General features: G+C 74.7%; 14 protein-coding genes. 7 read left to right on the top strand and 7 right to left on the bottom strand.

Annotation, left to right across the window (positions count from 1 at the left end; translation table 11 throughout):
- Positions 1-14 precede the first annotated feature (14 nt).
- From ACF07N_RS04105 to ACF07N_RS04090, 4 genes are all read right to left on the bottom strand, one after another.
- Entirely contained in the window at positions 15-12,845 is a 12,831-nt protein-coding gene (locus ACF07N_RS04105; protein WP_392108045.1) for an amino acid adenylation domain-containing protein, read from the bottom strand.
- Between the two features lie 394 nt (positions 12,846-13,239).
- Complete coding sequence (locus tag ACF07N_RS04100; RefSeq protein ID WP_392108042.1) at positions 13,240-13,362, bottom strand: hypothetical protein; 123 nt, start codon at positions 13,360-13,362, stop codon at positions 13,240-13,242.
- Between the two features lie 265 nt (positions 13,363-13,627).
- Positions 13,628-13,945: a GNAT family N-acetyltransferase gene (locus ACF07N_RS04095; RefSeq protein WP_392108039.1), complete on the bottom strand. Its 318-nt coding sequence runs from the start codon at positions 13,943-13,945 to the stop codon at positions 13,628-13,630.
- Positions 13,946-14,235: 290 nt separating this feature from the next.
- Positions 14,236-14,715: a MarR family winged helix-turn-helix transcriptional regulator gene (locus ACF07N_RS04090; RefSeq protein ID WP_392108036.1), complete on the bottom strand. Its 480-nt coding sequence runs from the start codon at positions 14,713-14,715 to the stop codon at positions 14,236-14,238.
- Positions 14,716-15,107: 392 nt separating this feature from the next.
- Here ACF07N_RS04090 and ACF07N_RS04085 point away from each other — a divergent pair, with 392 nt between their 5' ends.
- Entirely contained in the window at positions 15,108-16,007 is a 900-nt protein-coding gene (locus ACF07N_RS04085; RefSeq protein ID WP_392108033.1) for a hypothetical protein, read from the top strand.
- 37 nt (positions 16,008-16,044) lie between these two features.
- Here the strand turns inward: ACF07N_RS04085 and ACF07N_RS04080 are convergent, their stop codons facing one another.
- Entirely contained in the window at positions 16,045-16,221 is a 177-nt protein-coding gene (locus ACF07N_RS04080; RefSeq protein WP_383333545.1) for a hypothetical protein, read from the bottom strand.
- 175 nt (positions 16,222-16,396) lie between these two features.
- Here ACF07N_RS04080 and ACF07N_RS04075 point away from each other — a divergent pair, with 175 nt between their 5' ends.
- The 5 genes from ACF07N_RS04075 to ACF07N_RS04055 all read left to right on the top strand — a co-directional run bounded on the left by ACF07N_RS04075 (position 16,397) and on the right by ACF07N_RS04055 (position 22,723).
- Entirely contained in the window at positions 16,397-17,572 is a 1,176-nt protein-coding gene (locus tag ACF07N_RS04075) for a spore photoproduct lyase family protein (RefSeq protein ID WP_392108030.1), read from the top strand.
- A 111-nt stretch (positions 17,573-17,683) separates the two neighbouring features.
- Positions 17,684-18,907, top strand: coding sequence for a serine hydrolase domain-containing protein (locus tag ACF07N_RS04070; RefSeq protein WP_392108028.1), 1,224 nt, complete (start codon positions 17,684-17,686; stop codon positions 18,905-18,907).
- A 172-nt stretch (positions 18,908-19,079) separates the two neighbouring features.
- Positions 19,080-19,814: a D-Ala-D-Ala carboxypeptidase family metallohydrolase gene (locus ACF07N_RS04065; protein ID WP_392108025.1), complete on the top strand. Its 735-nt coding sequence runs from the start codon at positions 19,080-19,082 to the stop codon at positions 19,812-19,814.
- 217 nt (positions 19,815-20,031) lie between these two features.
- Complete coding sequence (locus tag ACF07N_RS04060) at positions 20,032-21,774, top strand: glycoside hydrolase domain-containing protein (protein WP_392108022.1); 1,743 nt, start codon at positions 20,032-20,034, stop codon at positions 21,772-21,774.
- A 10-nt stretch (positions 21,775-21,784) separates the two neighbouring features.
- Positions 21,785-22,723 carry a penicillin-insensitive murein endopeptidase gene (locus ACF07N_RS04055; protein ID WP_392108019.1) on the top strand — a complete coding sequence of 313 codons (939 nt, stop codon included), beginning with the start codon at positions 21,785-21,787 and terminating at the stop codon, positions 22,721-22,723.
- 25 nt (positions 22,724-22,748) lie between these two features.
- On the opposite strand, the gene gap is transcribed toward ACF07N_RS04055, so the two are convergent.
- Together gap and ACF07N_RS04045 are read right to left on the bottom strand one after the other, a co-directional pair.
- Entirely contained in the window at positions 22,749-23,777 is a 1,029-nt protein-coding gene (gene gap / locus ACF07N_RS04050; protein ID WP_383333557.1) for a type I glyceraldehyde-3-phosphate dehydrogenase, read from the bottom strand.
- A 124-nt stretch (positions 23,778-23,901) separates the two neighbouring features.
- A complete protein-coding gene (locus ACF07N_RS04045) occupies positions 23,902-24,591 on the bottom strand; it encodes a response regulator (protein ID WP_392108016.1) in 690 nt (229 codons plus the stop codon).
- Positions 24,592-24,940: 349 nt separating this feature from the next.
- Between ACF07N_RS04045 and adhP the strand changes: the two genes are divergently transcribed.
- Positions 24,941-25,951, top strand: a complete 1,011-nt coding sequence (adhP, locus tag ACF07N_RS04040) for an alcohol dehydrogenase AdhP (protein WP_392108013.1) — start codon at positions 24,941-24,943, stop codon at positions 25,949-25,951.
- Positions 25,952-25,955 lie beyond the last annotated feature (4 nt).

Raw genomic sequence — 25,955 nt, 5'->3', positions numbered from 1 at the left:
GGGTGAGCGTCATGTCAGTGATCCGGGCCACGCCCGGAACGTGCGGGTGCCGGTGTCCCCGGGCTCAGCCCCGCCGAGAGCCGGGACGCCCCGTCGGCCGGGGCAGGGACACCAGCCTGGAGGGGCTCCAGGACGTGGCCCAGCAGATGGGGTGGGCCCGCGGTGATGCCGGCCCGTTCCGTGGCGTGCCAGTGGGCGAGGGCTGTCGGGCCGTCCACCAGCCCCCGCACGAGGGGCACGTCCGCGCCGGTGGCGCGCAGCAGCGACTCCGTGCGGCACGAGGCCAGCGTGCCGGGCAGCCCGTACTGTGCCACCGCCCCGTTGGCGGCGACCAGGTCGGGCAGTCCGTCGGCCAGGGTGCGTCGCGTGGCGCCGACCGTGAGCAGCCCGCCGCCCAGCACCAGGACATCAGCGTGCTCCCGCATACGGGCGAGTGCGCGCCCGGTGTCGAAGCAGTGCGGGAAGCTGTCGTCCACGAGGACCGTGCCCGGACGCAGCCGGTCTACGTCGACGAGGGCGCCGTGTCCGCTGACCGCGGCGACGATCAGCCCGGCCTCGTACACCGCGTCGGGCAGGTCCGGGTCCGAGACGTGCACGGCGACGTCCGCGGCCAGGCCGCGTTCCCGCAGCGTCCGCGCCAGGGCGCGCAGGCGCGGGCCGCTGCCCGGCACGTCGCACAGCACGAGTCGGGCCGGTGGCCGCTCGGCCAGCGTGAGCAGCAGTTCCAGTGAGGAGGCGCCGATGGAGCCGAGTCCGACGACCGCCAGGTCCGTACCGGCCAGGTCCCGGCCGGCACCGGGCAGCACGGCCTGCACCGTGCGCACCACGGAGACGGCCGTGGCGGCGTGCCCGGTGGTGATCGCCGCGGGGCCGCGGGAGGCGCGCAGCACGTCGAAGCCGTAGCCGGTGAGCGAGGGGATCATCCCGGCCAGGGAGACGCAGCGGGCGCCCAGGGCCGAGGCCGTCTCCACGGCGCGGGCGGTCCGCCCGGCCAGGGCGTCGTCCCCGGCGAGTTCGTCGGCGAACAGCGGCAGCGCGACGAACCCGGACCTGCCCAGCGGGGTGGTGGTCGTCTCCAGCAGCCGGGGAGCGCCGTCCGGGAACAGCAGGCGGCGGATGTCCTCCCGGAGCGTCACGCCCTCCGGCAGGCCCGCGAGCCGCGCCAGCTGGGCGGGCGCGGGCAAGTAGCCGACGAGCGCGGCGTCCAGGTCCTGGGCGGCGGGGCGGGTGGCGTGCGGGGCGGGACGGGGGGCGCTCCGGGCAGGGCGGGTGGCGCTCCGAGCTGGGCGGGTGGCGCTCCGGGCTGGGCGCGGCGTCCGGGTGACCAGCCGGTCGCGCAGTCCGTCGGTGAACGCGGCGAGCGCGGGCGAGTCGAACGCCGCCGCCGCTCCGCGCACGGTGACCCGCAGCCGGTCCCCGTCCGGCCGCACCGCGAGGAAGACGTCCGTACCGGCGGCGGGTGGTGCGAAGCCGGTGTCCTCCTCCTCGTCCCACCGCACGGCCAGGAGCTCACCGTCGCGCGGGCCCAGCGGGCCGAAGTCGAGGAAGGTGAAGAAGAACTGGGACGTCAGCGGCAGCCCGGCGGCGTCCCGCGGGACGATGTCCTCGTGGACGCGGGCGGCGATCGTCTCGTCGACGACCCTGCGCACCCGCTGCGGGAAGTCGTCCCCGGGCGGGACGGCCGCGGTGCCGGGTCCGAAGGGGCGGACGGCGACGGCGGTGGCGAACGGCCCGAAGACGCGATGGATGTCGGGCAGGGGATGGTCACGGCCGGATACGGCCAGCCCGATGACCAGGTCGTGCTGTCCGGTGAGGGCGGCGAGCGCCTCGTGGTAGGCGGTGAGCAGCGGTGCGTACAGGGTGGCGCCGGCTTCGGCGGCGATCTTGCGCAGCGCGCCGACGGCGGTGGCATCCAGGACGAAGCCGTGGGAGCGGAAACCGTCCGGGCCGGCAGTACCGGGCCCGTCCTGCTGCTGCGGCTGCCCGGCTCCCCCGGTGCGTGCCCGCAGCACCGGCTTGCGGTAGGGCGCGCACAGACCGGCCCGGCGCCGCCGGCGCGCTCCGTCCTCCTCCGTCCGCGGGTGCGTGGCCGGCCCGGCGAGGCGCTCCGCGTGCCGGCGGAACGTGCCCCGCAGCTCCGGCAGTACGGGGGTCACGCCACGACTCAAGTCGTCGTACACGGCGGTGAGTTCCCTCAGGAGCAGGGCGGCGCTGTACCCGTCGCCGATCAGGTGGTGGGCGTGCGCGACGAGCACGTGCTCGCTCGGGTCGAGGGTGAGCATGCTCAGGCGCAGCAGGGGCCAGGTCCACGGCTCGAAACGGCGGCGGCGTTCGTCCTCGACCCGCCGCGCCAGCTCCCCCGGCCCGGACACGGTCGCGAAGGTCACCGGCAGCCGCAGCGACGGGGGCAGTTCCTGCTGCACCGGCGGCCTCGCCCCGGCGGGAAAGACCGTGCGCAGCATCGGGTGCCTGGCGACCAGGATGTCGACGGCCCTCTGGAAACGGTCCCGGTCGAGCGGGCCGGTCAAGCGCAGCCGGGCCAGCCAGGACGCACCCGTGCCCGGGGCGAGAGCGTCCGCGAGCAGGAAGCCGCGCTGGCCCGGGGTGACGGGGTAGGCGTCCGGGAACGCCGGGGCCGCGGGAGTCGCCAGAACCGCTGAGCCCGCCGGGTTTCGGTCGCGGGTGAGCAGGTCCGCCGCGTTCGCGGGGGCGGGCGGGCTGCCCTCACCCGCGGCTTCGACGGCCACGGCTTCGACGGCTACGGCGGCGACGGCGGCGGCACTCGTGCCGGCCGGGACGGCAGCTTCGGCGACGGGGGTGGCTTCGGTGGAAGGGCCGGTGTCGGCGTCGGGAGTGGCCGCGGCGTCGGCTGCGGCGTCGACGGCCTCGGCCAGCGCCGCCAAGGTCCGGTGCCGGTAAACGGCGGTGGGCCGGGGCAGCGGGCCTCCCCTGCGCCGGGCCAGCAGGTCGAAGACCTGGAGGGCCAGCAGAGAGTCACCTCCGCGTTCGAAGAAGTCGTCGTGCCGTCCGACCCGGTCGACCCCGAGCACCTCGCACCAGATGCGCCCCAGCAGCTCCTCCGTGGCGGCCCGGTCCGGCCTCGGCCCCGTGGCGGTCCGGCCCGGCCTCGGCCCCGGCAGTCGCGGTGTGCCCGTGCGCGGCGCCTCGCCCCGCGCGAGCAGCGCCCGCCGGTCGGTCTTGCCGGTGCCGGTCAGGGGCAGGGCGTCCAGGAGGACGATCCGGCCGGGCACCATGTAGGGCGGCAAGGAGTCCGCCAGATACCGCCGCAGCGCCACCGCGTCCACGCCCTGCCGCACCGCGGGTTCCCTGAGGGCGACGAAGGCCGACAGCCTTCCCTCATCGGCCAGTACGGCTGCCTGTGCCACGTCCGGACGGGCGCGCAGGACGGCCTCGACCTCCCCGGGCTCGACGCGGTGGCCCCGTATCTTGACCTGGTCGTCGATCCGCCCGACGAACCGCAGCGCGCCGTCGGGCAGCACTTCCACCCGGTCCCCGCTGCGGTACCAGCGGCGGCCGTCCCGCCACCCGAACGCGGCCCGCGTCAGCTCGGGTTCGCCGAGGTAACCGGCGGACAGGCCGACGCCTCCGATCAGCAGCTCGCCGACGCCCCCCGGACCGGCCTGTTCACCGCCGGGGCCGGTCACGAGCAGCTCGGTCCCGGCGACGGCGCGGCCGATGGGCAGCGCCGTGACGTCGTCGGCGGGGCGCTCGCTGACGATGTGACAGGTCGCGTTGATGGTCGTCTCGGTCGGCCCGTAGAGGTTCACGATCCGCTGCTCCGGTCCGAACAGGTCGAACCAGCGGCGCACCCAGTCCGCCCACAACACCTCCCCGCCCACGTGCACCAGCCGCAGCGCGGACAGGTCGGGCAGCCGCTCACCGCGCCGCAGACGGTTCTCCGCCGCGGCCAGCAGCCGTTCCCACAGCGACGGCACCGAGCTCCACACGGTGATCCGCGCCCGCTCCACGTGGTCCAGCAGCAGCTCCGGGTCGCGCACCAGGTCACGGTCGGCCGTCACGACCGTGGCGCCGGTCAGCAGCGGGGCGAGCAGTTGGCGCACGGAGGCGTCGAAGCACGGGGACGAGGTGTTGGCGAGCCGGTCGCCGGGGCCGTAGGCGAAGGTGGTCACGGCCCAGTCGAGGTAGTTCTCCATCGCGCGGAAGGTGATGGGCACGGCCTTGGGGCGGCCGGTGGAGCCCGAGGTGAAGATGACGTAGGCCGTCGCTGTCGCGTCGGGCTCCACGGCGAACTCGTCGAGCGCACCGTCCGGTTGCGGGGAGACCGGTGGGAAGGAGACCGGTGGGGCGGTGGCGTCGGGTCCGGCGGCGGTGACGGATTCCGCGGTGATGACCACCGGCACAGCCGTCGCGGCCGTGAGGGACCGGGCGGCCTGCCGGGTGCGGTCGTCGTGGACGACCACGCGGACGCCGCAGCGGGCCGTCTGTTCCGCCAGGCGTGCCGCCGGGTGCTCCGCGTCCAGCGGCACCCATCCGGCGCCCGCCCGCAGGATCCCGGCGACGGCGATCACCGTGCCGGGGCCCGGGGCGGCGATCATGCCCACCAAGTCCCCGCACCCGACGCCCTGTTCGCGCAGGCGCAGGGCGAGGCAGCGGCTGGCCGCGTCCACGTCCCGGTACGTCAGGGCCGTCCGTCCGTCGTCGACGGCGATCGCGTCGGGAACCGTACGGAACCGGTGCAGCAGACGGCCGGCGACGGTCGCCCGGGGAGCGGGGGCGGGCACAGGTGCGAGGGGGCCGCTCCTCGTGCCGGGAGACCCCGCATCACCCTGCAGCGCGCGCAGTTCGCGTGCGAAGTCGGCCGCGTGACGGGTCGTGGTGGCGGTGGTGAAGAGGCGCTCGGGGGCGTTCCAGGAGAGCCGCAGCAGGGGCCCGTCCTCCCAGACCAGCAGGCTCAGCCGGGTGGCGGCCGAGCCGGTTCCCGCGGCGGCCGGACGCACGTCGACCGGGCAGTCCGCGTCCAGCATGGCCGGGAAGCGGGCGAAGCTGAAGCTCGCCGGGCTCACCGCGCGCGGCCCGATGGCGTCACCGGGCAGCATCCGGGCGAGGTCGAGGCTGCTCACCGTGGCGTGCCGCTCGCTCTCCAGCCAGGCCAGGCGCACGCGTTCGGCGATGCGGGGCAGCGGCTCGTCCGGGTCCGTGTCGAGCAGCAACGGCAGGGTGTCGGCGAGAGGGCCGACCAGACGGTCGAGTCCCGGCAGCCGGGCGTCCCGGCCGGCGCGGGCGACGTTGACCGCGACGGCCCGGTGCCCGCTCCACCGGGCCAGGCAGCGGGCGTAGACGGCGAGCAGGAGGTGGAAGAGGGAGACGTGCCCTTCGGCGGCCCTCTCCCGCAGCGCGGCGACGAGGTCCTCGTCCAGGGCGTGATTCACCGCGACGAGGGGGCCGGGGCCGTCCTCGGCGTCGGGGCGGCCGTCGTAGGGCAGGGGCAGGGGAACGCGGTCCGTCAGCCGGGCCGTCCAGTGGGCGAGGTGGTCGGCCCGGGCGGCGGGCCGACGCGCGTCGGTGGCGTAGGAGGCGAAGTCCGCAGCGGGAGGCAGCGCGGAGGGGGCGCGGCCCAGGGCGAGGTCGGTGTAGAGCGTCCACAGTTCCGTGCCGAGCACGTTCAGGCTGTAACCGTCGGCGGCCACGTGGTGCACGGCGAGGATCAGATGGGCCACCTTCGTGTCCTCGGTCACCAGCAAGGCCCGCAAAGGAGGTTCGGCGGTGAGGTCGAGCGGCCGGTTGGCCAGCTCCGTCTCCAGCGCCCGGAGCGCTGTTCCGCCCTCGGGGCACGACCGCGTCTCGAAGCACACCTCGGAAGCGGCGCCCGGCGTCACCACCTGGTGCGGCACCCCGCCGTCCTGCCGGATCCGCATCCGCAGCATGCCGTGCCGGCCGGCCAGCAGGGTGAGAGCGCGATGCAGCAGGGCGGGGTCGAGGGGCCCTCGGACGGTGTGCCGAACCCAGCCGCGGGCCGGGGTACGGGGGTACAGCACGCTGCTGGTGTGCAGGGCCCGTTGGACGGGGGTGAGCGGGAAGGGGACGCCTTCCGCTGGGGCGGCGACAGGGCCGGGCGCGTCGGCGGGCGTTTCGCCGGACGTTTCGCGGGGCGCGTCGGCGGGCGTTTCGCCGGGCGCGTCCGGCTCGGCGTCCAGGTGGGCGGCGAGTTCGCGCACCGTGCGGTACTCGAAGAACAGCGTGGCCGGAAGCTCCCGGCCCAGTGACCGCTCCAGCCGCCGGACGAGATCGACCGCCGCGAGCGAGTCGAGGCCGAGCGAGAGGAACGCCCGGTCCTGATCGACGTCTTCGGGAGGCAGATGCAGGGCCTCGGCCAGGAGACCGCGCACCAGGAGGCGGGTGCCGGACGTGCCGCCGGGAGCGGCGGTGGGACGGGCGGAGACAGGGGGTTCGGCGGGACCGGCGAGGGCGGCGGGGGCCGCGGGACCAGCGGAGGCCGCCGGAGCCGCGGCAGCTACCGGTGACGCTGAAGCCGCCGCAGCCACCGGAGCCGCCGGAGCCGCCGCCGTCGCAGTCGCAGTCGCAGTCGCAGTCGCAGTCGCGGCCTGGTGCTCGGCGAGGTCCAGCACTCGTGCCCGGCTTGTTGCCGGATTCGTGCCGCCCGTCCGCACCGGTGCCGGTGCCCCGGCCGGGGCGGAGCCGTCCGCGTCCGTCAGGTCGGCGATGACCACCTGGCCGGTCGTGTCGACGGCGCAGGCCGCGCGCAGGGCGCGCAGCGCTTCGGCCGGGGTCAGGGGCGCACCACCGGCGCGCACACGCGTGCCGTCTCCGAGGGCGGCGGCGAGCCCGGTCCCCGCGACGGGGCCGAGGTTCAGCGCCAGCCAGCGGCGCCCGGCGGCGCGTTCGGCCGCGGCGAAGGCGTCGAGGAAGGCGTTGGCCGCCGCGTAGTCGCCGAGCGCGCCCGCGGTGCCGGGCAGCACCGAGGCCACCGAGGAGAAGGCCACGCACAGGCCGGGGCGGTGCCCGTGGCGGTCGAGAGCGCGGGCCAGCAGCCGGGTGCCGTGCACCTTGGCGGCCGGCGAACGGCCCGTGTCCTGCGGGCCGGTGCCGCGCAACGACCCCGGCAGGACCACCCCGGCCGCGTGGACGACGACGTCCGGTGCGGGAATCTCCGCGAGGAGTGCGTCGACCTGCGCCTCGTCCGTCACGTCGGCCTGCCGGTAGCGCGCGTCGGCGCCGAACTCGGCGAGTTCTGCGAGCAGTCCGGCGGGGGGCTGCGGGGAACGGCCGGTGAGGACGAGGGTGGGGCGGCCGCGTCCGGCGAGGTCCCGGGCCAGGGCCGCGCCGAGGCCGCCCGCGCCCCCGGTGATGAGGTAGACGCCGTCGGCGGGCAGGGGGCTCGCTCCGTCCGGCACGGCGGTGGCGGGCAGCGGCTCCACGCCGCGCAGCAGCCGGGTGCCGTGCCGCCAGGCGGCCACCTGGGTGCCGCCGCCGGGGGCCGCCCGCACCTCGGCGAGGACGGCGTCCAGCCGTTCCTGCGGTGTGTCCCGGGAGGACAGGTCGGCGCAGACCAGTCCGGCGCCCCGCGTCTCCTGCGGGAACGCCAGTGCCATGCCGGTGAGCAGCGCCTGACCGGGACGGGGCCGGGCCTCGCCGTCGGTTCCGGTGCGGTGGGCGTCCTCGGTGACCACCAGCAGGCGTCGCGCGCCGGCCCGGTCGAACTGCCGCGCCGTGTGCCGGAAGTCGGCTGCCACGGCCGCTGGGCCGACGTCCTCCCCCGCGTGTCGGGACAGGTGGACGACCGTGTGGACGGAGGCGGTGTCCGGATCGGCCGTCGGCACGCCGCGCGCGGCCAGCCAAGCGGTCAACTCCCGTACGGACTCGGCGTCGGGCCCGGTGACGAGCGTGACAGGGGCGGTGACCGCGGCGGGCGGTGCGGGGGCGGCCGGCCTCCAGATGACCTGGTGCAGCAGCCGGACGGCGTCCGGTCCGGGCCAGTAGGCGCGTCGCTGGAAGGGGTAGGTGGGCAGCGGCACGCGGCGTCCCGCCCGTGCCGGCGCGGCGTGGTCGACGGCGACGCCGCGCGTCCACAACCGGGCGACGGTGCGCAGCAGTTCGCCGCGTCCGCCGCCGTCCTCGCGAAGTCCGGCGGGCAGGGCGGAGAGTACGGTCACGGGGGCACCGGGCCGGCCGTCGAGGGCGGTGCGCACGGCGGCCGGCAGGTCGGTGCCGGGCCCGATCTCGACGAAGGTGTCGTACCCGTCCTCGGCCAGCCGCCGTGCCGCGGCCCCGAACTCCACGGGGCGCAGGGCGTGTTCGCGCCAGTGGGCGGCGTCCGGGGCGGGTTGCCAGTCGGCCGTCAGGGTGCTCAGCAGCGGTATCCGGGCGGTCCCGGGCGGCAGGACGCGTGCGGCGTCGTGCACGGCCCGGGCGGCCGGTTCCATGAGCGGGGAGTGGAAGGCGTGCGAGACCCGGAGCCGGCGTGCGGTGAAGCCCCGTGCGGTGAGGTCCGCCACGGCGTCGTCCACCGCCCGCGCCGTGCCGGACAGCACCAGCCGGCCGGGGGCGTTGCGGGCCGCGACGGCCAGAGCACCGTCCGAAGCGGCGACCAGTGCCTGCGCGGCGTCGTCCGCGCCGAGTACGGCGGCCATCGCGCCGCGCTCGGTCAGCTCGGAGATCGCGCGGCCGCGTGCGACGGCGAATCGCACCGTGCCGGACAGCGGCAGCAGGCCCGCGACGCAGGCCGCGGTCAGTTCCCCGACGCTGTGCCCGGTGACCGCGTCCGGGACGACGCCCCAGGCATCCAGCTGGCGGGCCAGCGCCACGCCGAAGGCGACCAGGACCGGCTGGGCGATCTCGGTGCGGGCCAGTTCGGCCGGGTCGGCGCCGGGGTTGGTGCACCAGTCCGTGAGGGTGCGGCCGCGCAGCGGGCCGAGCGCCGCGGACGCCTCGTCGAGGGTGTCCCGGAACACGGGCGCGGTGGCGTACAGCCGGGTCGCCATGCCCGGCCGCTGGGCGCCCTGTCCGGGGAAGAGGAAGACGAGGCGGGGGCGGGTGCGGACGGTCCCGGTGAACACGTCCCGTTCCGTCGCCGGACGGTCCGTCCCGCGCTCGTCCTCCCTCTGCCGTTCGCCGGCCGGGGACGCGGCCAGCGCCGCCAGCCGTGCCCGTACGTCGCCGTCCTCGTCACAGACGAGGGCCAGGCGGTGCCGGTCGTCGTCCCGGGACGTTCCGGCCGTCAGGCACAGGTCGGCCGTGCTGATCCGGGGGTGCGTGTCCAGATGCGCCGACAGGTCGCGGACGAGGGCGCGCAGCGCGGGCCGGGTGGAGGCGGACAGGGCCAGCAGATGAGGGCCGTCGTCCGGCCGGGGGGCGTGCTCGGGGCGTGCGGGGGCCTGCTGGAGGACGGCGTGCGCGTTGGTTCCGCCGAAGCCGAAGGCGTTGATGCCGGCGACCAGTGGGCCCTGCGCGGGCGGTGCGGGCCAGGGGACGAGCCGGTCGGGCACCCGGAATCCGGACTCGGCGACGAGCGCGGAGGGCGGGTCGGCGTGCAGTGAGGGCGGCACCTGGCCGTGGCGCAGGGCGAGCACGACCTTGATCAGGCCGGGCAGCGCGGCGGCGTTCAGCAGGTGGCCGACATTGGTCTTGGCGGAGCCCAGCAGCCGGGGACGCGTATCGGGCAGCCGCGGGAAGGCGTGGGCGAGGGACTTCAGTTCGACCGGGTCGCCGAGGGCGGTGCCGGTGCCGTGCGCCTCGACGTACGTGACGTCGGCCGGGTCGACGCCGGCCGCGGTGTGGGCGGCGGTGATGACCTCGCGCTGGCGGGCGGGGTTGGGTGCCATCAGGCTCAGCGAGGTGCCGTCGTTGTTGACGGCGGTGCCGCGTACGAGGGCGAGGAGGTCGTCACCGTCGCGCCGGGCGTCCCTCTCCCGCCGCAGGACGAGCACCGCGCCGCCCTCCCCCGGCACGAACCCGTCGGCGCCGGCGGCGAACGCCCGGCTGCGGCCGGTCGGCGACAGGGCCTGCGCCGCGTGCAGCATCCGGTGTGCGGCCGGGGTGAGATGCAGGTTGACGCCGCCGACCAGGGCGATGTCGCACTCGCCCGCCGTGAGACTGCGGCGGGCCAGGTGCAGGGCGACCAGGGCGGAGGAGCAGGCGGTGTCCACGGCCAGGGCCGGGCCGTCGAGGTCGAAGTGCTGGGCGACGCGTGCGGCGAGGAGGTTGGGCAGGTTCCCGGTGAGCGCCGAGGCGGGCAGGTCCGTGCCGCTGTCCGCGGCCGCGCGGTCCAGGAGTTCCCGGTAGCCGCTGTCCGCTGTCGTCGTGAAGACGCCGACGCGGTGCGCGTGCCGGCGCGGGCCGGCGTATCCGGCGCGTTCCAGTGCCTCGTGGGCCAGCTCCAGCAGGAGTCGGGCCTGCGGGTCGAGGGTGCGGGCCTCCTCCTCGGAGATCCCGAAGCGGTCCGCGTCGAAGGCGGCCGGGTCCTGGAGGAAGGCACCCCAGCGGGCCGCGGGCACCCGGTGGCCCTCCCAGCGGTGCGGTGGCACCGGAGTGACGAGGTCCCGTCCCTCGGCCAGCAGCCGCCAGTACGCCTCCGGTGTGTCGGCTCCGGGGAACCGGCAGGCAAGACCGACGACGGCGAGGATCCCGTCGCCCTCCCGGGCCGGGCCCCCGGAGGAAACCGGGCCGGGGGCGCACCCGCGGGACGGCTGGGGGACCTCCACGTGCCCGTGGTGCCGGTTGCCGGTGCCCACGCCGCCGGACGGCTCGGGGACGTCCCCGCACCTGTGACGCCCGTCGCCGGAGCCCGCGCCGCCGGACGGCTCGCGGACGTCCCCGCACCCGTGACGCCGGTTGCCGGCGCCCGCGCCGGCGCGGTCCGTGACGCCGGCACCGCTGTCCGCCCCGGCCAGCAGGTGGTCGACGAGCCCGGCCACCGTGTCGGCCCCGTCGCGCAGAGCCGCCGTCGGAAGCGGTGCGCCGAAGGCGTCCTCCAGCGCGGCCAGCAGCTCCATGGCCTTCAGCGAGGTGCCGCCGAGCGCGCGGAACGAGGTGTGGGCGTCGATCCGCGTGGCGTCCGTGCCCAGCACCTCGGCCCAGGCCGCGCGCACCGCCTGTTCGACGGCCGCCCGCGACCGCGGCACACCGGCGGTAGCCGGAGCCTGCGGACCGGCGGGAGCGGCCGGAGCGGGGAGGACGGGCCGAGCGGAGGGAGTGCCCTCGTGACGGCGGACGACGAACCGGGAGTAGCGGCCCGCCTCGAACCGCTCCCGCAGTACGTGGCGGCGCACCTTCCCACTGGTGGTGCGCGGGAACTGGCCGGGCGGCAGGGCGACGACCCGTACGTCGTCGTGGAAGAGCGCCTCGCCCACCCGGGCGGCGACCCGGTGCAGCACCTCGCCGGCCGAGCGCGGCGGGCGGGGCCAGGAGACGAAGACCACCACGCGCTCGCCGCCGGTGTCCGGGTCCGTGGACCCCACGACCGCGGCCGTGCCGGGCGGCAGTCCGGGCGTGGCGGAGGCGACGTCCTCCAGGTCGGGGGCGTGGTGCTTGGCCCCGTTGAGGAACAGCACGTCCTTGTGGCGGCCGGTGACGCACAGCCGCCCGTCGCGCAGGAAGCCCATGTCCCCGGTGCGCAGCCATCCCCCGGCGGTGAAGGCCGCCGCGGTGGCCTCGGGCCGGCCGTGGTAGCCGCGGGCCGTCTGGGGACCGCGCACCTGCACGTGCCCCACCCGCCGGTCGCCGAGCTCGCGCCCGGTGTCGTCGACGATCCGGACGGCACAGCCCGGCACGGGCTGCCCGAGGTCCATGAGTTCGACGGCGGTGCCGTCGGCGGCCGGGGCGTCCACGGCCCGTCCGCGGCCGAGTGCGGCACGGTCCAGGGACAGCGGTGCGGCGGTCTCGCCCGGCGGCGGGAACGTCACGGCGAGGGTGGCCTCGGCCAGGCCGTACACCGGTTGCAGGGCGTGCGGTGCCAGGCCCGCGAGTCGTGTGCGGCGGGTGAAGTCCCGCCAGACGGAGGGGGAGATCGGTTCGGCGCCCACGACGACCCGCCGGACCGTGGTGAGGTCGAAGCGGGCCATGTCCTCGTCGGACAGGCGCCGCGAGGCCAGTGCGAGCGCGAAGTTGGCGGCCGACAGATGCGTCGCCCGGTGCGCGGTGGCCGTCTCGAACCAGATCCCGGGCCGCCGCGCGAACGCCAGCGGCGCGATCCGGACCTGCTTGGCGCGGGCGGCGAGCGGCGCGAGATGCGTGCCGACCAGGCCCATGTCATGGAAGTACGGCATCCAGCTGACGACCACGTCGTCGGGGCCGAGACCGGAGACGGCCGTGATCTGGCGCAGGTTGGCGGTCACCGCGGCATGGGTGAGTTCGACGCCCTTGGGGGCGCCGGTGCTGCCCGAGGAGAACTGCACGAAGGCCAGTCCGCCGGGCTCGCACGCGGTGGGCCCGCCCTGGTCGTCGCCGTCGCGCACCTCCTCGAGCCGCAGCACGGCCGCCCCGGCGGGCAGGTGCCGCACCAGGTCCTCGGACGCGGAGTCCACGAACACCGGCGGCCGGCCCAGGTGCTCCAGGACCGGCAGGACCCGGCCGGCGTCCGCGGCGAGCGGCACCGGCACCAGGTCCGCGCCGAGCAGCCCCCAGAACATCACCTGGAAGTCCTCGCTGCGGTCGGCGATGAGCGGAACGCACGTGCCGGGCCGGACCCCGAACGCGCGCAGCCCACCGGCGACCCGCAGGGCGGCGCTCAGCAACTCCCGGTAGGTCACGTCGTGTTCGTGGCCGTCGCCGCGCACGTGCGTGGTCACCTGCCCGGGCGCGGTGTGGGCGGCTTCCCGCAGGACGTTCCACAGGGTGTTGTCGCTCATGGTCCGTTCTCGATGGTCGGGCCCCGGGCGCGGGCGGGTCGTCCGCCGTCCGCCGACGGAGGGGAGGCCGTGGGGTGGTGCCCCGGGCGTGGTGCGGCACGGGATCGCCGGGTCGTCGCCGAGTCGGTGCCGGGAAAGGATCAAGGGGTCGGGGCAGGCCGCTCACGGCGGCTTATCGTCCTGGTCAGCGGTGTGGGTCCGTCCGGTCTCCTGCCGTGGGGCAGTCGGACGAGGCAGACGGCCATCGGTCGTTCACGGCTGTTCTCCGTTCATGGCCCGCTTCCTGGAGCAGTATCGTCGTGCGGCAGGGACAGTTCCCCTGTGAAGACGGCGCCGCCTCCGGGCCGGTTCGCCTTGCCGTGCACCTCGCGCCCGAGCCGACTGCGGCACGCGCTCAGCTCTCTCCTCGGGCCTGCCAGGGACCAGGACTCCCGGCCGCCCCCCTCAGCCGCACCTGCGCTCCGGGCAGGGTGAAGTCGGCGTACAGCGCGTCCGCGTGGGCGTCGGCGGCCGGCATCTCCTGGGCGTGCCCGATGACGAAGACCGGTGTCCCGGTCCAGCTGGCGATCAGCCGCGCAGGTGCGGGGCGACGCGCTCCACCCGGGCGGAGGCGTGGGGCGGCGTGCGGACGGCTCGGCCGGGGCGTACAGCCGGCGGGGGTTCTCCTCCCCGAGCCGCAACCCGCGCCACCGCCTCCAGCACCCGGCGCGAGGAACCGACTTCCCTGCCCTGGCTCCTCCAGCCTGCCGGACGCTCGTGGACTGAGCCGGCCGGCGGCCGGCTCAGTCCACGACCTTGCTGGTCGGACGGTAGTTCCACGGCTCGTACTCGGGGTGCCGGGCGGCCCAGGCGGCGATAAAGGGGCACACGGCGAGGAACTTGGTGTCCGCGTCCCTGGCCATGTCCAGGGCCGCCCTGGCGAGGGCCGACCCCACACCGCGGCCCTCGAACGCGGGTTCGACCTCGGTGTGGACGAAGGCGATCACCTGCTTGGCCGGTATGTACTCGGCGATCCCCGCGAGTTGTCCGTCCACGTGGGCTTCGAGGCGTTTGCTGTCGTCGTTGCGGACGATGGTGACGCCGGACGTGGCTCCCGCCATGAAAGGTCTCCGTTCCTGGGCGGCCCCCATGCCCTCGCCGGGAACGGGTAGCCGGTCGCACCTGTGCTCGGCGATGCCCGCGGCACGCATCGGTGAGGTCACCTATGGCGTTCGGCCGCCCCGGGCGGCGCGGGAGCCTGGACGGCCATTGTCCCTCACGCGTGGTCGCGGCTGCCGTCCCCTCAGGAGGCGTCCTGAGTCACGTCAGCGGGGCGCAGGACATGGACCGCATGTGCCGCGGACGGGCGCCGGAGACGCCGTCGGCGCCGTCGGCCCGGAGCCGGCGGCTGTCACTGCGGAGCAGGCCTCTCGCCGCGCTTCTCCACGGCGGCCATGATCCGCGTCAGAAAATCCCCGAGCGTTCCGACCTCATCGGCCTTCAGCGGATCGAAGAACAGCTGCCGCACGGTTTCCGCGTGCCCCGGAGCGGCCGCCTCGATGGTCGCCCGGCCCTTTTCTGTCAGCCGCACCATCGCGCCGCGCGCGTCGTCCTCGCACGCTTCCCGTGCGACCAGGCCGCGCTTTTCCATCCGGCTGATCTGGTGGGACAGCCGACTCCGCTCCCAGCCGACCTCCGCGCCGAGATCGCGGGCGCGCAGCACACCGCCCTGCGACTCCGACAAGGGGGCGAGGAGGGCGTAGTCGGCTGCGGAGATGCCGGAATCCCGTTGCAGTTGCTGGTCCTGGGCGCGCTGGAGCTCACGGCTCAGGCGGCGGTAGGTGGACCAGATCCCGGCCTCGTGCGGGGCGAGCCATCGCGGTTCAGGCATGCTCCGAGCGTACCAAATGGTTGATGCGTCACTAATGAATGCGGGTTCCTGGGAGTCCCACACCCAGGAGAAGCGCGGCCCTCCCCGTCGCGTTGGGCGTCAATCCCCGTCGCGTCAACCTCACGGAGATCACCGTCCTTCCCGCGCCCCAAGCCATCTGGCGCGCCCAACTGACCAAGTTGACAACGGGCTTTGGCGTGCTGCCGCTCTTGCGCTGTGACACCGGGCATCCTGCCTCGTCGCGCGACACGCGCCGCGCGCAGGTCAAACAGGCAGCATGGCGGGAACGTTCGGCCCCGCCGATCCGTACCATCTCTACACCAAGGCGTCTTGCGGCGATCGCGACAGGTTCATCCGCCGCACGCCTCCCACGCCGAGGAAAGGTCAGCACCATGCCCGAGACGACGACTCCCACCACTGAACTGGCATCGCAGTACATCGCCCAGGTGACCGGCGACCTGGAAGCGAACGTCAAGGAGCAGGAACGCATCAGTGCGGAGATCGCCTCACTGCAGGAGCAGCTCGTGTCCTTGCAGCACGACCACGGCGTGCTGGTGAGCATGCGGCAGGCCCTCGGCATCACCGAGGCACCGGGAAGCACCGAGGCCGATACGGAGGCCGGGTCCGGCACCGCCGCGGTGCCGTCGCCGCGACAGAGGAAGACCGGCACGGCGGCCGGCGGGAGGCAGAAGGCACGCAAGTCCGCCACCGCGACGAGGACGAGGGACACGACGACGAGGAACACGACGGCAAGGAAGGCGACGGCGAAGAAGGCGACGCCGACGAAGACGGCAGCGGAGAAGACGACAGCGGAGAGCACGACAGCGGAGCGCACGACGACGACGAGCGAGCCTGCGAAGGAAACGGCGGCGGAGAAGGCGACAGCCAAGAGCGCGCCGGCAAAGAAGACGACGGCGGAGAAGGCGACAGCGAAGAGCACGCCGGCGAAGAAGCCCGCAGCGGCCAAGAAGCCCGCGGCGGGGAAGGCGGCCACCGCCAAGGCGGCCGAGCCCACGCTCGTCGAGCTGATCCGGCGGCATCTCGCCGAGCAGAAGGAACCGCGCTCGGCCGCGGAGATCTCGTCGGCCCTCGGCCAGGCCCATCCCGAGCGCGGTGTCTCCGCCAAGGTCGTACGCGTCACGCTCGAAGGGCTCGTGGCCAAGAGCCAGGCCGAGCGTTCCAAGCAGGGCAGGTCCGTCTTCTACTCCGCGCCCGCCGGGACGGCGGCGGCCCCGGCCGAGGCCGGGCCGCAGCCCGAGGCCGAGCCGCAGCCCCAGGGCGCGGACGCCTGACCGCGCGGGCGCTGCCCGGCCCCTGCCCCCGGGCCGGTCAGCGCCTGCGGCCCCGTGCCGCCCAGCCGCTGCCGACGCCCGCCACGTGCAGGGCGAGCAGCATGAGCCCGATCAGCATGACGTTGGTCGAGGTGAACACGTCGTTCGTGGAGATCTCCGCCGCGTTGATGAGGAAGGCGAAGAAGAACAGGACCGCCGCGATGATGCCCAGCACTGGGTGCCTCCTTGAGTGGGGTGATGCCTGCCGGGGGGTGCTGTCTCGCGTATGCCCCGGGCGGTCACCCTCACGCACCGCCGGGTCCGCCGGGACGCGGCGGTGATGTGTGCCCCGTACAGTTGAAACGGCGGCGCTCCCTCGCCGCTCCGCACCACTCCGTACGGGAGCACGCATGCACCACGCGTCCGGCAGCCCGGACGACGACTCCGACGCACTGTTCGGGCTCGACGCCCTCACCCCCCGGCCCGCCCCGGCCGACGGGCACGCCTCCTTCCGTACCTCCGCCACGGCCCGCCGGATGCTGCCCGTGCGGGAGATCTACGCCGAGCCCGCGGCCGCCGCGTCACCGCGCGGGAGGCAGATCACCGCCCGGTTCCCCGATGCCCGGGTGATCACGGTGGACTCGCACTGGCGCATTCCCGGGCTGCACGGCAACGAGGGCAACGTCGAGCGCTGGGTGCGCGTCAAGGGCGAGACGCTGGTCATGGGCGAGAAGAAGACCCTCACCACACGCCCCAACGGCCGGTCGGCAGACTGGATCGCCCCCGGTTTCTCGAACGGCTGCGCCATGGCCTGTGCCTACTGCTACGTGCCCCGGCGCAAGGGGTACGCCAACCCCATCACCGTCTTCACCAACATCGAGCGGATCATCGCGCACCTGGGCCGGCACGTGGCACGGCAGGGCCGCAAGCCCGAGCCGAACCAGTGCGATCCCGAGGCATGGGTGTACGACATCGGTGAGAACGGCGACTGCTCGGTCGACGCACTGATCTGCGACAACACCGCGGATCTGGTGCATGCCTTCCGGCAGTGGCCGACGGCCAAGGCGTCCTTCGCCACCAAGTTCGTCAATCCCGACCTGCTGGCCCTGGACCCGCGGGGCCGCACCCGCATCCGCTTCTCGCTGATGCCGCCGGACGACGCCCGGCTGCTCGATGTGCGCACCTCACCCGTCGCCGAGCGGATCGGCGCCGCGGCGGACTTCCTGGACGCGGGGTACGAGGTGCACTTCAATCTCTCTCCGGTGGTCGTCCGCCCCGGGTGGCAGGACGCCTGGGCCGAGCTGCTCATCCACCTCGACGACGTCCTGCCGCGGCGGGTGAAGGAGCAGGCCGCCGCCGAGGTGATCATGCTCACCCACAACCAGGAGCTGCACGAGGTCAACCTGGGCTGGCATCCGCGGGCCGAGGAGGTTCTGTGGCGGCCCGAGCTCCAGCAGGCCAAGCGGTCCGAGAACGGCGCCCTGAACGTGCGCTACCGCAACAAGGCCAAGGCCGAGGCCGTACAGACCCTGCGCGGCCTGATCGACCGCCACGCCCCGTGGCTGCGGGTGCGCTACGCCTTCTGAGCTGTGCCGCGCGGCTGTGCGGCCGTACGGGGCATGTTCGCCGCGCGCGGACGTGCGGTCCCGCCGAAGCTGAGGGAGCCCTGTCCGACCGCCGAGTCTCCCGGGATCCTCATGCCACTCGTGTCCGTTCCCCGTTCGCGGCCCCGCCCGCCCACCGGTGCCCGTCCGCGCATCAGCCTGCGCCTGTGCCTCGTCGCCCTGCTCGGCGCCTCCTGCCTGGGCGGGCTGGTCCACGCCCCGGTGGCGGGCGCCACCGACGGCGGTTCAGGCGGTGAGCGTGCCCTGCGGGCGCAGTTGCGGGACCTGGTCGACACGCCCGGAGGACCGCCGGGCGTGATCGTCGTCCTGCAGCGGGACGGCGCGCCGCGTGTCCTGCGCGCCGGTGTCGCCGACCTGGAGACGGGCCGGCCGATCGAGCCGGCCGACCACATGCGGATCGCCAGTACGGCCAAGGCGTTCAGCGGCGCCGTGGCCCTGCGTCTGGTGCAGGAGGGCGTCCTCGGCCTCGACAGCACCCTCGGCCGTACCCTGCCGCGGGTGCCGCGGGCCTGGCGGAAGGTCACCCTGCGGCAGTTGCTGAACCACACCAGCGGACTGCCCGACTACACCGAGGCCCCCGAGTTCGTGGAACTGCTGCTGGCGGATCCGCGGCGCACCTTCGACCCCCGGAGGCTGCTGGACTTCGTCGCGGACGAACCGCTGCGCTTTCGCCCGGGGTCGCAGTACAGGTACTCCAACTCCGACAACATCGCCGTCGCGCTGATGGCGGAAGCCGTGACCCACTGGCCGTACGAGGATCTGCTGGAGCGGATCGTGTACCGGCCGCTGGGTCTGCGCGACACCAGCCTTCCCCTGGGCTACGAGATGCCGGAGCCGTACATGCACGGCTACTCGGTCGAGCCGCCGGAGCCGCCGGAGGACGTCAGTGAGGCGCTCAGCGCGTCCGGGGTGTGGGCCTCGGGCGGGATCGTCTCCACTCCCCGTGACATGACGCGCTTCATCCGCGGCTACGCCGCCGGGCGGCTGACGTCCGAGGCCGTCGTGCGCGAGCAGCGCCGCTGGATCGAAGGGGCCTCGGAGCCGGCCGGCCCCGGGCGCAACAGGGCGGGGCTCGGCATCTTCCGCTACGACACCCGCTGCGGGACCGTCCTCGGCCACACCGGGAACTTCCCCGGTTACACCCAGCTGATCGCCGCGACGCCCGACGGCCGCAAGTCCCTCACCTTCTCGCTGACCACCCAGGTGAACAAGACACTCACCCCCGCCCTGCTGGAGAGGCTGCGCACGATCGAGGAGAACGCGGTGTGCGCGCTGCTGCGGGGAGACCGCCGCTGAACGAGGTCCGCCCTCGGGCCGGTTCCCTCCTCCCTTCCTTCCGCTCGTTCCTCCCCGTGGCGCCGGAGGTCTGGTCCTGTGGCACACGGGGAGGGTGTGGACAGCGTCGCCGCCGCGGCGTCACACTCGGCTCGACCCCCTCACGGGGACCGGGATCCAGGGCGGAGGCGCGATGCTGCGACGTACGGTCCGACTACTCCTTTCGGTTGTCATGACCATGGCGGCCATGACGGGCGGTGTGCTGGCCACGGCCGGCCCGGCCCAGGCCGACGAGTGCTACACCTGGAACCGCACGCTGTCCGAGGGCATGTCGGGCTCCGACGTGACCGAGCTGCAGATCCGGGTGGCCGGACATGTCGACCCCGGCGAGATCCTCTCCGTCGACGGGGCGTTCGGCGCGCGGACCAAGGCCGCGGTCGCCAAGTTCCAGCAGGCCTACGGGCTCACGGCGGACGGGGTCGCCGGGCCGGCCACGTTCTCCAGGATCTACGCGCTCCAGGACCCGGACTGCACGCCGGTCCACTTCGGCTACGCCGAGATGAACAAGTGCAACTCCACATGGTCCGGCGGCGCGGTCAGCGCGGCGACCGCCAAGTCCAACGCGCTGCGCACCATGTGGAAGCTGGAGGCCATGCGGCGCGTTCTGGGTGACACACCGCTCGTCGTGACCAGCGGCTTCCGCTCGTACTCCTGCAACAGCGCGGTCGGCGGCGCCTCCAACAGCCGGCACCTGTACGGTGACGCCGCCGACCTGGTGGGCAACCCCACGCTCTGCCGGCTCGCGCAGCAGGCACGCTCCCACGGCTTCGGCGGGATCTTCGGCCCCGGCTACCCCGGGCACGACGACCACACCCACGTGGACGGGCGCACCAGCCGGTCCTGGTCCGCACCCACCTGCGGCATCTGACCGGCGTCCCGGCCGCCGGCCGGCACCGCGCGCCCCCGTGCCGGCCGGCACCGCGTGCCCGGCCGCCGACGGACTGCGCGTGCCCCGGCGGCCGGTGGCCTCGCCCCGCACCGCCGGGACTCGCACCGCGACCGGGGACGGGCCCGCCACGCCGCTCCCCCACCCCCTTCGCACCACCCACCGAGCAGCCGCTCCCCCACCGAGCAGGAGTGCCTCGATGCCGTCCCGCCCCCTCGGGCGCGCCCGCGCCACCATGGCCTTGCTCGCCCTGCTGACCGGGATCGCCGCCGCGGCCGTCCCCGGCCCCGCCGCGGCCGACCCCGCACCCGGCGACCTGCGGACCGTCACCTACCACGGCTACCGCGTCCAGGTGCCCGCCGGCTGGCGGGTGGTCGACCTGGCGGAGAACCCGCGCGCCTGCCTGCGCTTCGACACACCCGCCGTCTACCTGGGCGAGCCCGGCGACCGGAACGACTGCCCCGCCCGGGTCGTCGGGCGTACGGCAGGACTCGTCGTCGAGCCGATCACGCCACGCTCCGCCGGCCGGGCGACGGAGGCGACCGCGCGGGCGCCACGAGGCCGGGCCACAGCTCCGTCCGCCGCGTCCGGCGGCGGCACCATCCAGGTCGCGGTGGAGGACGCCGGTGTCCTCGTCACGGCCGCCCACACCCCGGCGACCGAGGCCCTCGTGCGCGGTGTTCTCGCCTCGGCCGAACTCGCCCCCGGCGCCGCGCGCACCGAGCTGCCCCGCGCGCGACGGCACGCCGCCCCGGCGGCCGCGGCCGGACCGCAGCCGGGCACCTACCTGGGCCAGGGCTTCGACACCTGCACCGCGCCCTCACAAGCCACCATGGACGCCTGGCGGTCCGGCTCGCCGTACGGCGCGGTCGGCGTCTACATCAGCGGCGCCTTCCGCGGCTGTGCGCAGCCGAACCTGACCGCGAGCTGGGTGGCCGAGCAGACCGGCAAGGGCTGGCGCCTGATCCCCGTCGACGTCGGCCGCCAAGCTCCGTGCACCGGCTACTCGCTGAGGATGTCCGCCGACCCGGCCACCGCCAGGTCCCAGGGCGTCACCGCGGCCGCCGACGCCCTCACCGCCGCGGCGCACCTCGGCATCCCGGCGGGCAGCGCGCTCTACAGCGACATCGAGGCGTACACCTCGACGGCCTCCTGCAAGGCCGCCGTGCTGTCCTACTTGTCCGGCTGGACCGAGCGGCTGCACAGCGGCGGCTACCTGTCCGGCTTCTACTCCAGTGCCGCCTCCGGCATCAGGGACGCGGCCGAGGAGTACGGCAACAGCGCCTACACCCGGGTCGACCACATCTTCTACGCCTGGTGGAACGGCGCCGCCGACACCGGCACCGGCTCCTGGGTGCCGTCCACCCACTGGTCCGGTCACCAGCGCATCCACCAGTACGCGGGTGAGGTCACCGAGTCGTACGGCGGCCACACGATGCGGATCGACCGCGACTACCTCGACGTGGGCACCGGCACCTCCCCGGAGCCCGGCTGCGCCACGGCGAACCTCGACTTCACCGCCTACGGCACCCTCCGCGGCGGCTCGACCGGCCCCCTGGTCACGGCGGCCCAGTGCCTGCTGCGGGCCGCCGGCCACGACCCGGGCACCCCGGACGGGATCTTCGGCCCCGCCACCACGGACGCCGCCCGGGACTTCCAGTCCGCCGTGGGACTCACGGCGGACGGTGTGATCGGCTCCAGGACCTGGACCGCGCTGCTGTCCCGCGGCACCGCGCCGACCCTGCGGGAAGGTGCGACGGGCGAGGCCGTCAGCCGTCTGCAGCACGCCCTGACCGCCGCGCTCGGCCGGACGGTGAGCATCGACGGCGTCTTCGGACCCGGCACCACGCAGGCCGTCCGCGACTACCAGTCCACCCGCGGGCTGGCGAACGACGGCGTCGTCGGCACCGCCACCTGGGGCGCCCTCCAATCAGGAAGGTGAGAAAGGCATCATGAGACAACTCCGCCGTGTCATCGCGGTGTTCGCGGCGGTGGCCGCCCTCCTCCTCGGAGCGGGCCTGCCCGCGCAGGCCTTTCCGCAGGCCGCGTTCCCCCTCACGAGCAACGGCAACCGGGGCACCGACGTCATCGCCCTGCAGCACCTGCTCGCCGCACACGGCCGTCCGGTGACCGTCGACGGCGTCTTCGGCTCCGGCACCCACAGCGCCGTCACGGCCTTCCAGCAGTCCCGGGGACTGACCGCCGACGGCGTCGTCGGACCGGCCACGTGGGACGCGCTCGCCGTCACCGTGCGCCAGGGCGACGACGGGCCCGCGGTGCGGGCCGTCCAGGCGCTGCTCACCGCGAAGCGAGCGGCCGGTCTCACCGCGGACGGCGTCTTCGGGCCCGCCACGCAGACGGCGGTGCGCGCCTTCCAGGCGCACGCCGGGATCGGCGTGGACGGCGTCGTCGGACCGGCCACGTGGAGAAACCTGCTGTGGCACTACGAGCACATCGACTTCGGCCCGGGCACGATGTGCGCGCAGAGCCCCGACGGCAACGCGAACGCGCACTGGGCGACGGCGGGTGCCGTCGCCCAGCTCGAAGCGGCCGCCGCCGCCTTCGCCGGGACCGGCGCCGGACGGCTTCCGGTCGGCGACGCCGGCTTCGAGCACGGCGGGGACATCCCCGGCCACGCCAGCCACGAGACGGGCCTGGACATCGACGTGTGGCCGGTCCGGACCGACGCGGCGCAGTGCACCGCCGGACGCGTCACCTGGCAGTCACCGGCGTACGACCGCGCGGCCACCCGCCGGCTCGTGCGGGAGATCCGCGCGAAGGCCCCGGGCCATGTCGAGCTGATCTACTTCAACGATCCGCAGCTGATCGCGGAGGGCCTCACCACGAGCTACCCCAACCACGACAACCACCTGCACATCCGCTACAGGTAGCGGCGGCCGGGTGCGCCCAAGCCCGTCAGGCGAGCGGGAGGCGGGCGGCGACGTACTCGGTGAGGTCGAGGAGGCGGTTGGTGTAGCCCCACTCGTTGTCGTACCAGCCGAAGACCTTGACCAGCTCGCCGTGCGCCTGGGTCAGCGGGGCGTCCAGGACGCAGGAGGCCGGGTCGCCGACGACGTCGCGGGAGACGATCGGCGCGTCCGACACCCGCAGCACGCCCTTGAGCGGCCCGTCCGCGGCCTCCCGGAACGCGGCGTTGACCTCGTCCGCGGTCACGGGCCGCTCCAGCACCACGCTCAGGTCGGTCAGCGACCCGTCCTCGACCGGCACGCGTACGGCGATGCCGTCCAGGGTGCCGGCCAGCTCCGGCAGGACGAGGCCGACCGCGCGGGCGGCGCCGGTGGACGTGGGGATGATGTTGACGGCGGCGCTGCGGCCGCGGCGCGGGTCCTTGTGCGGGCCGTCCAGGACCACCTGGTCGTTGGTGTAGCCGTGGATCGTCGTCATCAGGCCCTTGACCAGGCCGAAGTGCTCGTCCAGCACCTTCACCATGGGGGCCACGCAGTTGGTGGTGCACGAGGCGTTGGAGACGACGTGGTCGCTGACGGGGTCGTAGGTGCCCTCGTTGACGCCCATCACGATCGTGGCGTCGACGCCCTTGCCCGGCACGGACAGCAGCACCTTCCGGGCGCCCGCCGCCAGGTGCGCGCCCGCCTGCTCGCGGGTGCGGAAGCGGCCGGTCGACTCGATCACCACGTCCACGCCAAGGTCACCCCACGCCAGGGCGGCCGGGTCGCGCTCGGCGGTCACCGCGATGCGGTGACCGTCCACCGTGATCGAGTCGTCGTCGTGCTCGACCGCGCGGCCGAGGCGGCCGTACGTCGAGTCGAACGCCAGCAGATGGGCCAGCGCGGCCGGCGAGGTGATGTCGTTGACCGCGACCACCTCCACCGGTGTGCCGGTGCCGCTCCCGGCGCGCTCCAGCACCAGGCGCAGGTAGTTGCGTCCGATGCGGCCGAAGCCGTTGATGCCCACGCGTACGGTCATGTCCGCCGCCCTCCCGGTCGGTCTCTCTCACGTCGCTGCCAGCCTTCCGGCCGGGGAGGGATGCGGTCTTGGGCCCTACGGGGGCGGGCGGGGGGACCTTCGGCCCCACGGTCCGCCGGGTGCGTCAGCGGCCCTGCTGCTCCAGCCGGTCCCGGGCCTGGGTGGCGATGACCGCGGCCTGGATGCGGCGCTCGACGCCGAGCTTGGCCAGCAGCCGTGAGATGTGGTTCTTGACCGTCTTCTCGGCGAGGTAGAGCCGCTGGCCGATCTGGCGGTTGGTCAGGCCCTCCCCGATGAGGGCCAGGATCTCCCGCTCCCGGTCGGTCAGGCCCGGCAGCGCGTCCGGCTCGGGCTCGGGCTCGGGCTGGCGCAGCCGGGCCATGAGCCTGGCCGTGGCGCTTGGGTCGAGCAGGGACTGGCCGGCGGCCACCGTCCGCACGGCCGAGACCAGGTCCGAGCCCTGGATCTGCTTGAGCACGTAACCGGACGCTCCGGCCATGATCGAGTCCAGCAGGGCCTCCTCGTCGTCGAACGAGGTCAGCATCAGACAGGACAGCTCCGGCATCCGGGAACGCAGTTCCCGGCACACGGACACGCCGTCGCCGTCGGGCAGCCGGACGTCGAGCACCGCGACATCGGGGCGCAGCGCGGGCACCCGCACCAGGGCCTGCTCGGCGTTGGCGGCCTCGCCGACGACGGTGATGTCCGGTTCGTCGTTCAGCAGGTCGTGCACCCCGCGCCGTACCACCTCGTGGTCGTCCAGCAGAAACACCCGGATCGGGTTGTCGGGTCCGGGCTTCTCGCCGTCCGCCATCGCATGCTCCTCGTCCTGACTCGGTCCACATCCTGCGCCGGGCGGCGCCGGCGTTGCCTGTCCACCCCAGATCCTGCGCGATCCCGGGCCGAACGGCCAGGGCCGATCGGCCCTACCGGCGGCGGAGCCCCGCTCCGCACGGGTACCCGGTCACGGCGCGTGCCACCAGCGGGCCGCGGACGGACCACGCGGGGTGCGGGCCGCCACCGGGCTCCCGGAAGGAGGGCCGGGCTGCGCGGGAGTCCGGGCCGGTCAGCCCCCTCCATGAGGACGTCCGGTACCTGCCACCGCGCCGGCCGCCCGCCGATCGTGGAACCGAAGAGCACAGGCAGCGTGTGAGGAGCACCCCATGAAGGCAGCAGTCGTCCGGTCCTTCGGCGAGCCGCTGGTGATCGAGGACCGTCCGGACCCGGAGCCCGGGCCCGGACAGGTCCGTATCCGCCTGGAGGCGTCCGGGCTGTGCCACACCGACATCCACGCCGCGCACGGCGACTGGCCCGTCAAGCCCAGCCCGCCGTTCGTCCCCGGTCACGAGGGCGTCGGCATCGTCGAGGCGCTCGGCGACGGCGTGACCCATCTGAAGACCGGGCAGCGGGTCGCCGTGCCGTGGCTCGGCTGGGCCTGCGGACGCTGCGAGCACTGCCTGTCCGGCTGGGAGACGCTGTGCGAGCAGCAGCAGAACACCGGTTACAGCATCGACGGCGGCTACGCCGAGAAGATGCTCGCCCCCGCCGACTTCGCCGCACCCGTCCCCGACGGCATCGACCCGCGTGACGCCGCCCCCCTGACCTGCGCCGGCGTGACCACGTACAAGGCGCTGAAGGTCGCCGACGTGCGTCCCACCCAGCTGGTGGCGGTCTCCGGCATCGGCGGGCTCGGGCACCTGGCCGTGCAGTACGCGAAGATCGCCGGTGCCACCGTCGCCGCGATCGACGTCACCGACGACAAGCTCGAACTCGCCCGCGAGCTCGGCGCCGACCTCCTCATCGACGCCCGCAAAGAGGACCCCGCCGAGGTGCTCAAGCGGCACGGGGGCGCTCACGCGGCGATCGCGCTGGCCGTCGACGAGCGGGCGTTCGCCGCGGTCCACGGCGGTCTGCGGCGCGGGGGCAAGCTGGTCATGGTCGCCCTGCCCGCCGGCGGCACCATCCAGGTGCCGATCTTCGACACCGTCCTGAACGGCACCTCCGTCATCGGCTCCATCGTCGGCACCCGGCAGGACCTGGCCGAGGTGTTCCAGCTGCACGCCGCGGGACGCACCAGGGTCATCTACGAGACCCGTCCCCTGGACACCGTCAACGACTCGATCGCCGACGTGCTGAACGGGCGGATCAAGGCACGCATCGTCTTCGAGATGTGACCGC

It is taken from the genome of Streptomyces sp. NPDC015242 (assembly GCF_043079125.1).
Classification (GTDB): Bacteria; Actinomycetota; Actinomycetes; order Streptomycetales; family Streptomycetaceae; genus Streptomyces.
This window is presented reverse-complemented; position numbering and strand designations above follow the sequence as displayed.

Excerpts from the sequence above, each read along its gene's own strand:
- ACF07N_RS04070 (WP_392108028.1), top strand. The coding sequence starts at position 17,684 with ATGCCACTCGTGTCCGTTCCCCGTTCGCGGCCCCGCCCGCCCACCGGT.
- adhP (WP_392108013.1), top strand. The coding sequence starts at position 24,941 with ATGAAGGCAGCAGTCGTCCGGTCCTTCGGCGAGCCGCTGGTGATCGAG.
- ACF07N_RS04060 (WP_392108022.1), top strand. The coding sequence starts at position 20,032 with ATGCCGTCCCGCCCCCTCGGGCGCGCCCGCGCCACCATGGCCTTGCTC.
- gap (WP_383333557.1), bottom strand. The coding sequence starts at position 23,777 with ATGACCGTACGCGTGGGCATCAACGGCTTCGGCCGCATCGGACGCAAC.
- ACF07N_RS04085 (WP_392108033.1), top strand. The coding sequence starts at position 15,108 with ATGCCCGAGACGACGACTCCCACCACTGAACTGGCATCGCAGTACATC.
- ACF07N_RS04090 (WP_392108036.1), bottom strand. The coding sequence starts at position 14,715 with ATGCCTGAACCGCGATGGCTCGCCCCGCACGAGGCCGGGATCTGGTCC.
- ACF07N_RS04055 (WP_392108019.1), top strand. The coding sequence starts at position 21,785 with ATGAGACAACTCCGCCGTGTCATCGCGGTGTTCGCGGCGGTGGCCGCC.
- ACF07N_RS04065 (WP_392108025.1), top strand. The coding sequence starts at position 19,080 with ATGCTGCGACGTACGGTCCGACTACTCCTTTCGGTTGTCATGACCATG.
- ACF07N_RS04100 (WP_392108042.1), bottom strand. The coding sequence starts at position 13,362 with ATGCCGGCCGCCGACGCCCACGCGGACGCGCTGTACGCCGACTTCACC.
- ACF07N_RS04045 (WP_392108016.1), bottom strand. The coding sequence starts at position 24,591 with ATGGCGGACGGCGAGAAGCCCGGACCCGACAACCCGATCCGGGTGTTT.
- ACF07N_RS04105 (WP_392108045.1), bottom strand. The coding sequence starts at position 12,845 with ATGAGCGACAACACCCTGTGGAACGTCCTGCGGGAAGCCGCCCACACC.
- ACF07N_RS04095 (WP_392108039.1), bottom strand. The coding sequence starts at position 13,945 with ATGGCGGGAGCCACGTCCGGCGTCACCATCGTCCGCAACGACGACAGC.
- ACF07N_RS04075 (WP_392108030.1), top strand. The coding sequence starts at position 16,397 with ATGCACCACGCGTCCGGCAGCCCGGACGACGACTCCGACGCACTGTTC.